The sequence below is a fragment of the Asanoa sp. NPDC049475 genome, assembly GCF_040676915.1.
Classification (GTDB): domain Bacteria; phylum Actinomycetota; class Actinomycetes; order Mycobacteriales; family Micromonosporaceae; genus Asanoa.
The window spans coordinates 770,167-784,356 of sequence record NZ_JBFAPY010000003.1 but is presented as its reverse complement, the minus strand read 5'-3'; the positions used below and the strand labels follow the sequence as shown (position 1 = coordinate 784,356).

Annotated in this window: 12 protein-coding genes and 1 riboswitch; of the genes, 9 read left to right on the top strand and 3 right to left on the bottom strand. The window is 70.5% G+C overall.

Annotated features, from left to right (window positions below; all coding sequences use genetic code 11):
• Nucleotides 1–50: 50 nt before the first annotated feature.
• Nucleotides 51–1,580, bottom strand: a complete 1,530-nt coding sequence (locus AB0J88_RS14830; protein WP_364344711.1) for an NlpC/P60 family protein — start codon at nt 1,578–1,580, stop codon at nt 51–53.
• Nucleotides 1,581–1,798: 218 nt separating this feature from the next.
• On the opposite strand from AB0J88_RS14830, the gene mqnE reads away from it, so the two are divergent.
• Both mqnE and AB0J88_RS14820 read left to right on the top strand, forming a co-directional pair.
• Nucleotides 1,799–2,968 (top strand): aminofutalosine synthase MqnE, encoded by a 1,170-nt coding sequence (gene mqnE / locus AB0J88_RS14825; protein ID WP_364344714.1) that lies wholly within the window; start codon nt 1,799–1,801, stop codon nt 2,966–2,968.
• The gene (locus AB0J88_RS14820; protein ID WP_364344717.1) at nt 2,965–3,231 is read left to right on the top strand and encodes a DUF4229 domain-containing protein; all 267 of its coding nucleotides are present in this window, start codon (nt 2,965–2,967) and stop codon (nt 3,229–3,231) included. Before mqnE ends, AB0J88_RS14820 begins: the two co-directional genes overlap by 4 nt.
• On the opposite strand, the gene AB0J88_RS14815 is transcribed toward AB0J88_RS14820, so the two are convergent.
• Complete coding sequence (locus AB0J88_RS14815; protein WP_364344720.1) at nt 3,232–4,581, bottom strand: C39 family peptidase; 1,350 nt, start codon at nt 4,579–4,581, stop codon at nt 3,232–3,234.
• 176 nt (nt 4,582–4,757) lie between these two features.
• Between AB0J88_RS14815 and AB0J88_RS14810 the strand changes: the two genes are divergently transcribed.
• From AB0J88_RS14810 to AB0J88_RS14780, 7 genes are all read left to right on the top strand, one after another.
• Nucleotides 4,758–6,629 (top strand): M14 family zinc carboxypeptidase, encoded by a 1,872-nt coding sequence (locus tag AB0J88_RS14810; RefSeq protein ID WP_364344723.1) that lies wholly within the window; start codon nt 4,758–4,760, stop codon nt 6,627–6,629.
• Between the two features lie 65 nt (nt 6,630–6,694).
• A riboswitch (cobalamin riboswitch) is annotated at nt 6,695–6,844 on the top strand.
• Nucleotides 6,845–6,922: 78 nt separating this feature from the next.
• Entirely contained in the window at nt 6,923–7,864 is a 942-nt protein-coding gene (locus AB0J88_RS14805; RefSeq protein WP_364344726.1) for an ABC transporter substrate-binding protein, read from the top strand.
• Nucleotides 7,861–8,904, top strand: coding sequence for an iron ABC transporter permease (locus AB0J88_RS14800; protein WP_364346070.1), 1,044 nt, complete (start codon nt 7,861–7,863; stop codon nt 8,902–8,904). The genes AB0J88_RS14805 and AB0J88_RS14800 overlap by 4 nt, the downstream gene beginning before the upstream one ends.
• Complete coding sequence (locus AB0J88_RS14795) at nt 8,901–9,698, top strand: ABC transporter ATP-binding protein (RefSeq protein WP_364344729.1); 798 nt, start codon at nt 8,901–8,903, stop codon at nt 9,696–9,698. Before AB0J88_RS14800 ends, AB0J88_RS14795 begins: the two co-directional genes overlap by 4 nt.
• Nucleotides 9,699–9,742: 44 nt before the next feature.
• On the top strand, nt 9,743–10,321 hold the full coding sequence (locus AB0J88_RS14790; protein ID WP_364344732.1) for a hypothetical protein: 579 nt from the start codon (nt 9,743–9,745) through the stop codon (nt 10,319–10,321).
• 11 nt (nt 10,322–10,332) lie between these two features.
• Nucleotides 10,333–11,373, top strand: coding sequence for an oxidoreductase (locus AB0J88_RS14785; RefSeq protein ID WP_364344735.1), 1,041 nt, complete (start codon nt 10,333–10,335; stop codon nt 11,371–11,373).
• Nucleotides 11,370–11,999, top strand: coding sequence for a hypothetical protein (locus tag AB0J88_RS14780; RefSeq protein ID WP_364344738.1), 630 nt, complete (start codon nt 11,370–11,372; stop codon nt 11,997–11,999). Before AB0J88_RS14785 ends, AB0J88_RS14780 begins: the two co-directional genes overlap by 4 nt.
• Here AB0J88_RS14780 and AB0J88_RS14775 read toward each other — a convergent pair.
• Nucleotides 11,996–14,044 carry an AAA family ATPase gene (locus AB0J88_RS14775; RefSeq protein WP_364344741.1) on the bottom strand — a complete coding sequence of 683 codons (2,049 nt, stop codon included), beginning with the start codon at nt 14,042–14,044 and terminating at the stop codon, nt 11,996–11,998. The two genes, AB0J88_RS14780 and AB0J88_RS14775, sit on opposite strands and share 4 nt — an antisense overlap.
• Between the last annotated feature and the right edge of the window lie 146 nt (nt 14,045–14,190).

Genomic DNA, 14,190 nt, shown 5'->3' with positions numbered 1-14,190 from the left:
AATGTCACATCGTGGCACAACCGCACACCCCCGTACGTCGGGAAGCGCCCTCAGCTCCCTGACGTGCCGGTCGGCGTGGCGGCCGAGTCGGTCGGTGGCGCGTCCTCCTGTGTGGCCGGAGGCGTGGTCGGGTCCTTCTCGTCCTGCGCGGGTGGTGTCGTCTCTTCCGGCGGAGTCGTCTCCTCGGCCGGCGGATCGGTCGGCTCCTCCGGGGGCTCGGTCGTCGGTGGCGGCTCCGTCGGCGGCTTGGTCGGAGGCGCCGTGACCGGAGGCTTCGTCCCGCCCGGGTTCGTCGGCGGCTTCGTCGGCGGCTTGGTCGGCGGCTTCGTGACCGGCGGCTTGGCCGGCGGGGTGGTCGGCGGCGGGGTGGCCTGCTGCGCCGGGAAGATCCGGGTGGCGCCGTAGAACCGGGACCACCAGACCGTCGACACCTTCACGACGTCGCCGGTGGTGGGCGCGTGCACCATCTTGCCGCCGCCGATGTACATGCCGACGTGGTGCACGCTCTGCCAGCTGGACCCGGAAGCGAAGAAGATCAGGTCGCCGGGCAGCAGCGCCGACCGCGACACGCTGCGATTGCGGCTGTAGAAGTATTGGTCGCGCGCCACGCGGGGCAGATCGCGGAAACCGGCCGCCCGGTAAGCCGCCCACATCAGGCCGGAGCAGTCGAACGAGTCAGGGCCTTCGGCCGCCCAGACATAGGGGTCGCCGAGCTGGGCCAGCGCGTAGCGGACCGCGACCATCGCCTTGTTGTTGGCCTTCATCCCGGCGACGCTCTCGCCCGAGATGTACTGCGCGCCGATCCGCTGCTCGGCGCGCTCCTGCTGGCGCTCGTAAGCCTCGACCGCTTCGATGTTGTCGGCCCGGAGCGCGCGCAGCGCGTCTTCCTTGGACTTGCGGGTCTTCTCGAGCGCGCTGACGTCGCTGAGCAGCTTCTGGTGTTTCGTCTGCATCGCGGCGTAATAGGCGGTCGCGTTCTGCTCGGCGAGCCGTGCTCGTTCGACCTCGTCGCCGGCGATCTCCGGGTGCGGCCCCGTCGTCTGACCCGTCAGCATGCGCTGGAGCATGCCGAGATCCTGCAGGTCACGGTCGTACCTGCCCGGAGGCAGCGCGGCCGCGGCCTTGAGCGCGTCGGCGGCGGCGCTGTCGGCGTTGCGCTGGGCCGCGGCCAGCTGGTCGCGCATCTGGCGCAGGTTGGCATCGGCCAGCGACACGTCGGCCGCCGCCAGGTCACGCTCCTGCTGCAGCGCGAGCACCTGCTCGCCGAGCGTGGCGACCTCGGTCGCGCTCGCGTTGATCCGGGCGGCCAACGGGCCACTGGCGACCACGGACGGCAGCTGCGGAACGCTCGTGGCCGGCGGCTGGCCGGGCAGCTGGATGGTGCCGAGCGGCTCCGGGCGCGAACCGGCGTCGGGCACGGTGTTGGGCAGGGGCGGATCGGCCGCCCGCGGGACGGCCAGCGCGGGTGTGCCGAAACCGGCGGCCGCCGCAGCGGTCGCCGTCAGCAACGCGGCCCACGCCACTGGTCTGATGACCCGCATGTCCGGGCCGTCGTGGCGGTTGGGCTGCCGGCGCGTCATGATCCTCCCCGGTTGTCGCGTTGTGACGACCGAACACCGGACGGCACATTACGTCCCGGTTGAGACGCGAGGAGCCCTCTGGTGTATCCCGTCACACTCGTTACTACCGCAAAACTGTGGTCACTGTCGATGGCAGCAGCGGTAACGAGACGCTGAGAACCGATGAACGGTGGTGGCCAATCAGTGATCATCGGACGGCGGCACGTACGCTCGCCTGCATGGACGAGGCACGTAAGCACGAGCTCGAGGAAAAGGTCTACGCCGGCATCCGACTTTCCCGGCAGGACGGTGTGGACCTCTACGAGTGCGACGACCTGGCCTGGCTCGGCCGGCTGGCACACCACAAACGCACGGAGCTCAACGGCGACCGGGTGATGTTCAACATCAACCGGCACCTCAACCTGACCAACGTCTGTTCGGCCAGCTGCGCATACTGCTCGTTCCAGCGCAAGCCGGGCGAGAAGGACGCGTACACGATGCGCATCGACGAGGCCGTTCGCAAGGCCAAGGAGATGGAGAGCGAGCAGCTCACCGAACTGCACATCGTCAACGGCCTGCACCCGACCCTGCCGTGGCGCTACTACCCGAAGGTGCTGCGCGAGCTGAAGGCCGCGCTGCCGAACGTCAACCTCAAGTGCTTCACCGCGACCGAGGTGCAGTGGTTCGAGAAGATCAGCGGGCTGTCGGCGGACGCGATCCTCGACGAGCTGATGGACGCCGGCCTGGAGTCACTGACCGGCGGCGGTGCGGAGATCTTCGACTGGGAGGTCCGCCAGCACATCGTCGACCACGAGTGCCACTGGGAAGACTGGTCGCGGATCCACAAGCTGGCACACAGCAAGGGCATGAAGACCCCGGCCACGATGCTGTACGGGCACATCGAGGAGCCCCGGCACCGCGTCGACCACGTGATGCGGCTGCGTGAGCTGCAGGACGAGACCGGCGGTTTCGCGGTCTTCATCCCGCTGCGCTACCAGCACGACTTCGTCGACTCGAAGGACGGCAAGGTCCGCAACAAGCTCCAGGCGCGCACCACGATGGCGTCGCCGGCCGAGTCGCTCAAGACGTTCGCCGTGTCCCGCCTGATGTTCGACAACGTGCCGCACGTGAAGTGCTTCTGGGTGATGCACGGCCTCTCGGTCGCCCAGCTCTCGCTCAACTTCGGCGTCGACGACCTGGACGGCTCGGTGGTCGAATACAAGATCACGCACGACGCCGACTCGTACGGCACGCCCAACACCATGCACCGCGAAGACCTGCTCGACATGATCTGGGACGCCGGCTTCCGGCCGGTCGAGCGGGACACCCGCTACAGCGTCGTGCGCGAGTACGACGCGCCCCCGTCGCTGGCCGAGCGCCGCGCGCAGCCGCAGGACGTGATGTCGTGAGCCCCACCGTCAAGTACACGCTGGCCCGGCTCGGGCTCTTCGTGGTCATCTTCGCCGCGCTGCTGCCGATCCCGATGGGCCTGTTCCTCAAGTTGATCCTGGCCCTGGCGTTATCGGCGACGATCTCGTGGTTCTTCCTGCGCACCTGGCGCGACCAGATGGCGCAGCAGCTCGCGGACCGGGTCGACAAGCGCCGCGCCGACAAGGCCAAGCTGCGGTCGGCGCTGGCCGGCGACGACGAGCCGCCGGCCACCGCTTCGTAGCTACCAGTTGGTCGAGCCGGCCACTGTCGGCCAGGACTTCCACCACGGCTTGATCAGGTAGGCGATGCCGCCGGTGCCGCCCGAGGTGCCGCCGCTCGCGTTGATCCGCTTCGTGCGGAGCCAGATCTGCTCGAACTGGCTGCGCTTGTAGACGTTGCGGACCACGTCGTTCGACGAGCTCGCCGGGTCGTTGACGATGACGTCGCCGTCCTTGGTGAAGCCGACGATCACGAACAGGTGCCCGGACGTCCCGTAGTTGGCGCCGTCGAGCTCGCTGGCCAGGAACGACTGCGAGGTGACGATCGGGATGCCGGCGGCGATGAAGCGTTCGGCCTCGTCCAGTGAGTGCAGCCGGGTGACCTTGCCTTCCAGCCCCCGGAAGGACGCCGCGTACGCCGTGTTGAACGGCCAGTTGCCGGCACCGTCGTACGCGTAGTCGTAGGTCATCCGCGCCGCGTGGTTGACCGACGGGTCCGGGTAGGTCGGGTCGACCCACGCGGTGTCCTCGGCCGATGGCTTGCGGCCCCAGTACTCCACGACCATCTCGGTCGAGGTCGGCGAGCACCAGGCCTCGCCGCCGCCGTCGTACTCCGGATAGTGCCCCTCGTGGATGTTCTGCGAGTAGGCTGGCACGGCCAGTTCCTTGCCCCAGGCGATGTGCCCGGCGCTCGGCGGCACGGTGAACCGGTCAGGCACGTAGGAGGACATCGCGCCCAGCGCCCACACCCGCGGCGCGGCGAGCTGGCCCGGCGCCTTGTAGAGGGTCAGCCGCATCTGGTACGAGCGCAGCATCACGCCGTTGGCGACGTCGTCGATGGAGAACGTGTCGGTCCAGATCGTCGAGTACGGGTCGCCCTGCCGGTTCACCGAGGTGCGCCGGATGTCCTCGTCGCCGGAGGCCCAGCGGCCCATCACGTACCACGGGGTCTGGTTTCCGGTGTTGTACGTGCCCTGCATCTCCACCTGGATCCAGGTGCCGCGCGGCGTCTCGGCGTTCCACGAGGCGATGAGCTCGCTCGCGTCGAACCCGACGTCGCGCTTCGGCGAGGTCCAGGTGGCGTAGTTCCAGCTGCGGGTCACGCCGGTGTGCGGGTCGGTGTAATCGGTCGTCCCCTGTGGACGCAGGATGGTCACGCCACCCTGCAGACCCGGAACGCCGGGAATGCCCGGCAAGGCCAGGGTGCCCTGGTGCGTGCCGGTACGCCAGTCGCGATAGGTCGACCAGCCCTGGTACGTGATCTGCTCGTCATGGACGGGCACTGAGGTGGCGGCGCCGGCCGGTGCCGCGAACCCGGCAATCAAGGCAACCGCGCCGAAAACCGCGACGGCCGCCCGCGCTGATGCGTTCATGGCTGTCACTATCGCTGCTGAAAGGAAGTTTCACCAGACCGCGATGCGCTGGAATTCATTGCCGGCGGGATGATCGACCTGGCATGGTCACGCACAAAGACCCATATTGATATGACCATGAATCGGGTGGTGAGGTTCGACCAACGTTCCTCCACCTACCCCCATGGAGGTCATGCATGGCCATCCCTCTGGGCCGGCGCCGCGCGCTGACCGCACTGGTCAGCTCCGCGATCGTCGGCCTGCTAGTCGCCTCGGCGAACCCGGTCGCGGCGAAACCGGCGCCCGGCGGTCTCGGCGCCGCCGCCGCGCCGTCGGTCGAGTACCGCGTTCTCGGCCCGAAGACCCTGGCCGAGCGCAACGCCGTCGCCCGCACCGGTGCCGCCATCGACTATGTCGAGCACGGCGTACTCAACGTCACCGCCACCGCCGCCGAGGCCGCGGCCATCGGGCGGCTCGGCTTCAAGCTGGAACGGGTGACGGCACCCGCGACCAGTGGTGGGCCGTCGACGCTGGCTTTCCCGCCCGCGGACTCCAACTACCACGACTACGCCGAGCTGACGGCAGTGGTCAACCAGGTCGTCGCGGACCACCCGTCGATCGCCCGCAAGCTGTCGATCGGCAGCTCGTACGAGGGCCGCGACCTGATGCTGATCAAGATCTCCGACAACGTCAACCTCGACGAGGCCGAGCCGGAGATCCTGTTCAACCACCAGCAGCACGCGCGTGAGCATCTGACCGTCGAGATGGCCATCTACCTGCTCAACCTGTTCACCGACAACTACGGCTCGGACTCCCGGATCACCAACCTCGTCAACAGCCGGGAGATCTGGATCGTGCCGACCGTCAACCCCGACGGCAGCGAGTACGACATCGCCACCGGCTCCTACCGCAGTTGGCGCAAGAACCGGCAGCCCAACTCCGGCTCGTCCAATGTGGGCACCGACCTCAACCGCAACTGGAGCTACCAGTGGGGTTGCTGCGGCGGTTCGTCCGGCACGACCAGCTCGGAGACCTACCGCGGCCCGTCGGCGTTCAGCGCCCCGGAGACCCAAGGCCTGCGCGACTTCGTCAACAGCCGGGTCGTAGGCGGCCAGCAGCAGATCAAGGCCAACATCGACTTCCACACGTACTCGCAGCTGGTGCTCTGGCCGTACGGCTACACGACCGCGAACACCGCGACCGGCATGACCGCGGACCAGTACAACACCTTCGCGACCCTCGGGCAGCAGATGGCGGCGACCAACGGCTACACACCGGAGCAGTCGTCCGACCTCTACATCGCCGACGGCACGAGCATCGACTGGATGTGGGCGGCCCACAACATCTGGGCTTACACGTTCGAGATGTACCCGGGGTCGGCCAGCGGCGGCGGCTTCTACCCGCCCGACGAGGTGATCCCGGCGCAGACCAGCCGCAACCGGGAAGCCGTGCTCATGTTGCTGGAGGCCGCGGACTGTCCGTACCGAATCATCGGCAAGGAGGCGCAGTACTGCGGCGGCGGTGGCGGCACGACCGTCTACTCCGACACCTTCGAGACGGCCACTGGCTGGACTACCAACCCGTCCGGCACCGACACCGCGACCAGCGGTCAGTGGGTGCGCGGTGACCCGGCGGCCACCACCTCGAGCGGTGCCAAGCAGCTCGGCACCACCGTCAGCGGCAGCAACGACCTGGTCACCGGCGCGTCGGCCGGCAGCGCCGCGGGCGACTTCGACGTCGACGGCGGCCTGACCAGCGTCCGCTCGCCGGCGATCACCCTGCCCGCCAGCGGCACGCTGACGCTGAGCCTGTCGTGGTACCTCGCGCACGGCTCGAACTCGTCGTCGGCTGACTTCTTCCGGGTCAGCGTGGTCCACAACGGCGGCACGACGGCCGTCTTCACGCAGGCCGGCGCGGCCGCCAACCGCAACGGTGCGTGGGCGGTCGCGAACGCCAACCTGTCCGCGTACGCCGGGCAGTCGGTCCGGATCCTGATCGAGGCGACCGATGCCTCGACCGCTTCGCTCGTCGAGGCCGGCGTCGACGACGTCCGGATCACCCAGAGCTGAGCATCGACGTCACCGGCGTCCCGCGTTCGAGCGCGGGGCGCCGGTGACGCGACTAACGGCGGCGTAACAGTCCTGCCGACCATGGTGACCTGTGCGTTACCGTGCTCCCGACCCCACGCAGCGAAGCCGGTGTGAACCCGGCGCTGTCCCGCAACTGTGATGCCCCTTTTTCCGGGGGACAAGCCAGGTCGCCTGCCAAGGTCGCGAACCAGCGCTCTCGAGGAAGGGCGCCTCGCGGGCCGGGCGAACCCCCTGTCGGCGAAGCACCAGACCTCGACCGACAGGAGGCTCTGATGCGATATCCGGCCCGTTTCGTCGCCGTCGCCCTCGGCGCGGCCCTCGCGCTCGCCGGCTGCGGGTCCGGCGGTGGCACCGAGAACGGCGGCACCCCGCCGAACACGAACGTCAGCGCTACCCCGGACTTCCCCGTCACCGTCGGCGACCTCACCGTGGCCGCCAAGCCCACCAAGATCGTGGCGCTGTCGCCGACCGCGACCGAGGTGCTCTTCGCGATCGGTGCCGGCCCGCAGGTGAAGGCCGTCGACGACCAGTCGAACTTCCCGGCCGACGCGCCCAAGTCGAAGCTGTCGGCGTTCCAGCCCAACGCGGAGGCGATCGCCGAGCAGAACCCCGACCTGGTCGTGCTCTCCAACGACATGAACAACGTGGTCGCACAGCTCACCCAGCTCAAGATCCCGGTGTACGTGGCCCCGGCCGGCAAGACGCTCGACGACACGTACCAGCAGATCACCGACATCGGCGCGCTGACCGGCAACCGCCCGGCCGCCGAGGATCTCGCCAAGCGGATGCGCGAGGACGTCGACAAGCTGGTCGCTGACGTGCCGAAGCGCGCGACCAAGCTGACGTACTACTACGAGCTCGGGCCGGAGCTCTACTCGCTGACCTCCAAGACCTTCGTCGGCTCGCTGTTCGCCCAGCTCGGCCTCGAGAACGTGGCGGACCCGGCGGACGCCGACGGCAGCAAGGGCGGCTACCCGCAGCTCTCGGCCGAGTCGCTGGTCAAGGCCGACCCTGACCTGATCTTCCTGGCCGACACGGTGTGCTGCCAGCAGAACGCCGACACGGTCAAGGCCCGGCCCGGCTGGTCCGGCATCACCGCGGTGAAGAGCGGGCAGATCGTCGGGCTCAACGACGACATCGCCTCGCGCTGGGGACCGCGCACCGTCGACCTGCTCCGGCAGATCGTCGACGCCGTCTCGAAGGTGCCGGCCTGAAAACCAGCAAACTCCCCGGCGTACGGTGGCCGTGGCTGCTCGGCGGCGTTGTCGCCGTGGTCGTCGCGGCCATCGCCGGGTTGGCGTTCGGCCCGGTCTCGCTGCCGCCCGGTGGGGTCGCGGCCGAGCTGCTGGACCTGATCCCGGGCGTCGACATCCACAGCGGACTTTCGGAGCGCGACGCGGCGATCGTGCTCCAGCTCCGGCTGCCCCGGGTCGTGCTCGCGCTGCTCGTGGGCGCGATGCTGTCGCTGGCCGGCGGCTGCTACCAGGGCGCGTTCCGCAACCCGCTGGCCGACCCGTACCTGTTGGGCGCGGCGGCCGGCGCCGGACTCGCGGTCACCGCCGTGGTCGCGCTGCGCGGCGCCGACCTGGGCTCGCTGCCGCCCAGCGTGCCGCTGGCGGCGTTCGCCGGTGCGCTGATCGCGGTCGCGCTCACCTATCTGCTCGGCGTCGCCGGCCGGGACCGCACCCCGGCGTCGCTGATCCTGGCCGGTGTCGCCGTGTCAGCGTTCCTCGCGGCCGGGCAGACCTACCTGATGCAGCGCAACGCCGACGACATCCGGGCGATCTACTCGTGGCTGCTCGGGCGGCTGGCCACCAACGGCTGGCACGAGGTGCGGCTGCTGCTGCCGTACGCGGTGGTCACGACTGTCGTGGTGCTGGCCTTGCGCCGCGAGCTCGACGTGCTCTCGGTCGGCGACGACGAGGCGAGCGGCCTCGGCCTGCACCCGCAGCGGTCGCGCTACATCCTGATCGCGGCGGCTTCGCTCGGCACGGCCGCGGCGGTCTCGGTGTCCGGGCTGATCGGGTTCGTCGGCATCGTCGTGCCGCACATCGTGCGAATGCTGGCCGGCAGCAGCTACCGGGCGATCCTGCCACTGTCGATGCTGTTCGGCGCCGCCTTCCTGACCCTCGCGGACCTGGCCGGGCGCACCTTCGCCGCACCCGCCGAGATCCCCATCGGCGTGGTCACCGCTTTCGTCGGCGGGCCGTTCTTCGTGCTCGTGCTGCGCACCGCCAAGCGGGTGATCACATGAGCGTCATCTCGGTTCGCGACCTGCACGTCACCCTGGGCAGGGCGCCGATCCTGCGTGGGGTCGACCTCACCGTCGCGGCGGGGGAATGGGTCGCGGTGATCGGGCCGAACGGCGCGGGCAAGTCGACGTTGCTGCGGGCGATCGGCGGCCTGCTGCCCGCCGGGGGCGCGGTTTCCCTGATGGGTACGCCCATCGAACGCCTGCGGCGCCGGGCTCGAGCCCGGACCGTGGCCACCGTCGCGCAGTCGCCGGTCGTACCCCCGGGGATGTCGGTCTTCGACTACGTGCTGCTCGGCCGCACGCCGTTCGTGTCGCTGCTCGGCCGGGAGTCCGCTGCTGACCTGGCCGCGGTGACGGCGCTGCTGGATCGCTTGGACCTGACCGGGTTCGCCGACCGCGAGCTCGACACCCTCTCCGGCGGCGAGCGGCAGCGGGTGTTCCTGGCGCGGGCACTGGCCCAGGAGCCGTCGCTGCTGCTGCTCGACGAGCCGACCAGCGCGCTCGACATCGGCCACCAGCAGGAGGTGCTGGAGCTCGTCGACACCCTGCGCCGCGACCAGGGCTTGACGGTGCTGGCGACGATGCACGACCTCTCGATCGCGGGCGGCTACGCGGACCGGCTGGTGCTGCTCGCCGAAGGCCTCGTGGTCGCCGCCGGCACCCCGCGCGAGGTGCTGACCGAGGAGATCCTGTCGCGCTTCTACCGGGCCAAGGTCCGAGTCGTGGACGGCGTCGACGGGCCGCTCGTCGTACCCGTCCGTTCGGTCAGCGCAGACTGGCCGAGCGGTTCTTAGGTATTCGCCATAATCGACGGCTTTCGTGATTACCGTCGGGGTTTGTGAGCGTTCTTACGCACCGCACCGCATGGGTGCCCAGCGACGACCACACCCCTCGTAGCGACGCCGCCGAACTGGCGGCCGCGTGGGTGCTCGAACAGGCCCGAGCCCACGCCCTCCAGCCCGTCCTGCGCGACCCCGGCAAGGTTGGCAATCCTGGACGAGGCCATGCCGTGCTCGCCTACCTTCCCGACTACGACGACGTGCACCACTCGCTCCAAGCCGCCCGCCACGGCGCTTTCGCCGCGGTGGAGTCGTGCGCACACCCGCTGATCGGCTGGGCGATGGCGACCGGCGCCGTCGACCTGACGACCGGACAGATCACTGTGGACAGCCGCAGTGAGACCCTGAAGGAGGCCATCGAACGCATCCACTTCTTCGACAACAACGGCTGGACGCGCGGCTTCGGTGCCGACAGCGCCAAGCGCATCCTCGCCGACCTGCCGCCGCCCGACCGTGACAAGGACCTGCTCCTCGGCAGCCTCTGTGCGCTCGGCTCGCGCGGCCGGGCGCTCGAGCGTCTGGGGGAGCTGGCTCAGCGGGTGTGGAAGAAGATATCCACAGGTGCTGATCCAGGGTAAGTTCGGTCGGCATGTGGATGCGGAAAGCGTCGATGGCCGCCGTCTCACTGGGCGTGCTGGCCGTCTCGGCGGGGTTCACCCATACCCCGTCACCGTCCTGGGACCTCTCGCCGACCGACAGCACCGCGCGGCTGCGCGGCCTCTCCGTGGTCAGTGCGGCCACGGTCTGGGCCAGCGGCAGTGGCGGGACCGTGCTGCGCACGGTCAACGGCGGCCGCACGTGGTCGTCGGTCGGCCCCGCGGCGGCCGTCGAGCTGGAGCTTCGTGACATCGAGGCGTTCGACGCACGGCAGGCGGTCGCGCTCTCGATCGGCACCGGCGAGGACTCCCGCGTCTACCGCACGTCCGACGGCGGCCGCACCTGGACGGAGGCGTTCCGCAACACCGACCCTGCTGCCTTCTACGACTGCCTGACCTTCCTCGACGAACGGCACGGTCTGGCCCTGTCGGACCCGGTCGACGGCAAGTTCCGCATCCTGGCCACCAGCGACGCGGGTCGCTCGTGGTCGGTGCTGCCGTCGGCCGGGATGCCGGCAGCCCTGCCGGGCGAGTTCGCGTTCGCGGCCAGCGGCACGTGCCTGGTCGCGTCCGGCGGGCGTGCCTACTTCGCCACGGGCGGCGGCGCGACCGCGCGGGTGTTCCGAAGCGACGACCTGGGTCGCACCTGGAGGGTCTCGGAGACGCCGGTGCCGAGCGGGCCTTCGGCGGGCATCTACTCGCTGGCGTTCCGCGACCGCGACCACGGAGTGGCAGTCGGCGGCGACTACGCGACTCCTGCTGCCGCCCCCGACGGCGCGGCCGTCACCCGCGACGGCGGCCGCACCTGGACGCGGGCCGCGGAGGAGCCGGGCGAGTACCGCTCGGGCGCGGCCTGGATGACCCGCCTGGGGCCGGTGCTGGCGGTCGGCCCGACGGGCAGCGACATCTCCTACGACGGCGGCCGCAATTGGTCTCCGTTCGACGGCGGCAGCTTCGACGCGGTCGAGTGTGCCGGGTTGGCGGTCTGCTACGCGTCGGGCGAGCAGGGCCGGATCGCTAGATTGCGTTGGTGACCATCGCCGCGGCCGACATCCTCGAACAGCTCGACGGGACCGACTTTCCCGATCTCGACAACGGCTACTACTACCCGGTCGACGTGCGCCTGCACGCCTTCCGTGACGATCGCCGCTGGGCGCTGGTGATCGAGACGGTCGGCTACTCGCCCCGGGTCGGCAACCTCGAAGACGTCCTGCACGTCTTCGGCAACTGCCTGACCCAGGGCGAGCCGGGCATGGACAACGCCGACTTCCTCGAACGCGTCGACAACTGGGACGAGATCGAGGACGTCGACGAGCCGGAGACGTACGCCGGCGGTCCGCTGGTCGTTCGCGGCACGGCGATCGAGCTCGGCGCGGCCCGGGGTGCCGAACTCGTCGACGTGTTCCGGCTGTTGACGCCCGCCCACCGGGAGGCGTTGCTCGCCGACGAGGCCGAGCTGCGCCGCCGGATCCCGGCCGACCTGCCCGAGATCCTTCGGCTCGACGAGTGGCGCCAGCCGGTCGACGACGAGCTGCCGAGCGAGTGCGCGACGTTCCAGCAGCTCGCCGAGGTGCTGGCGACCGGCGACGCGACCCGTTATCGGCCGTCGCCGGTGCCCAACACCCACTGGACGCACTGGCCGGAGGCCGGCACGCTCTAGTCGGTCAGCACCGCCGGGAGCGCTGCGGTGTGCAGGACCGCCAGGCGGCTGACCGCTCGGGTGAGCACCACGTAGAGGCGGTGCAGGCCGCGGGGCTCGGCCGCCACGATGGCGGCCGGTTCGACGACGACCACATGGTCGTACTCGAGGCCCTTGACGACCGAAGCCGGCACGACGGTGACCCGCGCTTCGGACTCCACGTCGTCGGCGGTCGCGTTCTCGATGCCGGCTTTGGTCAGCGCTGCGCGGAGGCCGTCCACCGCGGCGTCGGCCGTGATCACACCGACCGAGCCGTCGTGCCGCAGCGCGTCCCGGACCTCGTCGACCGTCGCCGCGGCGAGGTCGGCCACGTGCTCGATCGTCAGCCCGCCGTCGTGACGCAGCGAGCGGGCCGCCGGCACGTCGACCGCCAGCGCGGGCAGCAGGCGGTTGGCGAACGCGACGACGGCCGCCGGCACGCGGAAGCCGATGGTCAGCGGGACCACCTCGGCGTCCGGCTTGCCGAGGTGGCGCAGCGTGTCGCGCCAGTCGGCGGCGGCCCACGGCGCGGTGCCCTGGGCGAGGTCGCCGAGCAGGGTGATCGAGCCGTGCTCGCTGCGCCGGGCGATCGCGCGGGCCTGCATCGCCGACAGGTCCTGCGCCTCGTCGACGACGACGTGGCCGAAGCTCGGGCGCCGTTCGATCAGGCCTGCGGCCTCGTCGATCAGCACCAGGTCGGCGGTGGTCCACTTGGCGGCCTTGAGCGACCGGGGTGCCGCCGGCCAGCGGATCAGCTCGCGCTCGTCGTCGGTCAACACCCCCGCCGGCGGTTCGGTGAGGATCTCCGCGACCAGGCCCTCCGGCGTCACCGCGGGCCAGACCTGGTCGAGGAAGTCGGTGACCTGCTTGGCCTTGCCCATCCGGCGCAGCCAGGCGTCGTTGGGCGAGTCACCGCGGCGCGCCTCGGACTGGCGTTGCAGCAGGCTGACCACGCGTGCCCGGATCCGTTCGCGGGCGGTGCCGTAGGGCAGGTTCTCGGCGCGCACGTCGTCGACCAGGCGGCGCAGAACTTCGGCACCGATCCGCCAGCGGTACGAGCCGTCGGGCACCGTCATCGGCTCGACGTCGCCGCCGATGTGGGCGTCCAGGGCGGTGGCCAGGACGGCGGCCATCCGGGCGTCGTGCTTGACCGTCGCGGCGGCCGGGGAGTCCTCGGCGCGCACCCGGACGGCCGCGATCAGGTCGTCGACCGTCGCCTGCTCGACCTCGACCTCGCCGAGCGCCGGCAGCACCGCGGAGATGTAGGACAGGAACGCCCGGTTCGGCCCGACGACCAGCACGCCGGACCGGCGCAGCCGCTCCCGATGCAGGTAGAGCAGGTAGGCGGCGCGGTGCAGGCCGACCGCGGTCTTTCCGGTGCCGGGAGCGCCCTGCACGCAGATCGAGACGTCCAGGTCGGCCCGGACCAGTTCGTCCTGCTCGGGTTGGATCGTGGCGACGATGTCACGCATCGGCCCGACGCGGGGCCGCTCGATCTCGGCGGTCAGGATCCGGCTGGCGGTGCCGAGCTCCTCACCCCGGTCAAGGTGCTCGTCCTCGAAGCTGGTCAGCAGCCCGGCGGCGAACCCGAACCGGCGCCGCACGGCGATGCCCTGCGGTTCCTTGGCGCTGGCCCGGTAGAAGGCGCGGGACACCGGCGCACGCCAGTCGAGCACCATCGGCTCACCGTCGTCATCGGTGACGTGCCGGCGCCCGACGTGGTAGCGGTGCCCCGCGTGGTCCTCGGCGTCCGGCCCGGTGCCGAAGTCGAGCCGCCCGAAGAACAGCGGGGTGTCCGGGTCGTCGGCGAGCTCGGCGACACGGCGGGCGAGCGTACGCCCGAGGGTCTCGGCGGTGTAAGCGTCACCGGCGACGTTGCCGCCGGTGCTGAACAGGGCCTCGGCGCGGTTGCGCATCCGGCCGAGGGCGGCGCGCGACGCGGTCAGGTGCGCCCGCTCGGCGTCGAGGTCGGTCTCGAGATCGCTGGCGGGCTCGGTGGCATCGGTGTTGACAACGGGCAGGGTCATCCGAGGAAACCTTCCGGCGGTGGTCAGTGGGGGACTCGGGAAGACCTGGGCCGCCCGGAACTCCGCGCGAAGCGCTCAACGCCCGCCGGTGCCGGCAGTGCCCGGTAACCACGCCTCCAAGCGCGGCGGCGCTCCACGTTACGCCC

Excerpts from the sequence above, each read along its gene's own strand:
- AB0J88_RS14830 (WP_364344711.1), bottom strand. The coding sequence starts at position 1,580 with ATGACGCGCCGGCAGCCCAACCGCCACGACGGCCCGGACATGCGGGTC.
- mqnE (WP_364344714.1), top strand. The coding sequence starts at position 1,799 with ATGGACGAGGCACGTAAGCACGAGCTCGAGGAAAAGGTCTACGCCGGC.
- AB0J88_RS14815 (WP_364344720.1), bottom strand. The coding sequence starts at position 4,581 with ATGAACGCATCAGCGCGGGCGGCCGTCGCGGTTTTCGGCGCGGTTGCC.
- AB0J88_RS14810 (WP_364344723.1), top strand. The coding sequence starts at position 4,758 with ATGGCCATCCCTCTGGGCCGGCGCCGCGCGCTGACCGCACTGGTCAGC.
- AB0J88_RS14805 (WP_364344726.1), top strand. The coding sequence starts at position 6,923 with ATGCGATATCCGGCCCGTTTCGTCGCCGTCGCCCTCGGCGCGGCCCTC.
- AB0J88_RS14795 (WP_364344729.1), top strand. The coding sequence starts at position 8,901 with ATGAGCGTCATCTCGGTTCGCGACCTGCACGTCACCCTGGGCAGGGCG.
- AB0J88_RS14785 (WP_364344735.1), top strand. The coding sequence starts at position 10,333 with ATGTGGATGCGGAAAGCGTCGATGGCCGCCGTCTCACTGGGCGTGCTG.
- AB0J88_RS14775 (WP_364344741.1), bottom strand. The coding sequence starts at position 14,044 with ATGACCCTGCCCGTTGTCAACACCGATGCCACCGAGCCCGCCAGCGAT.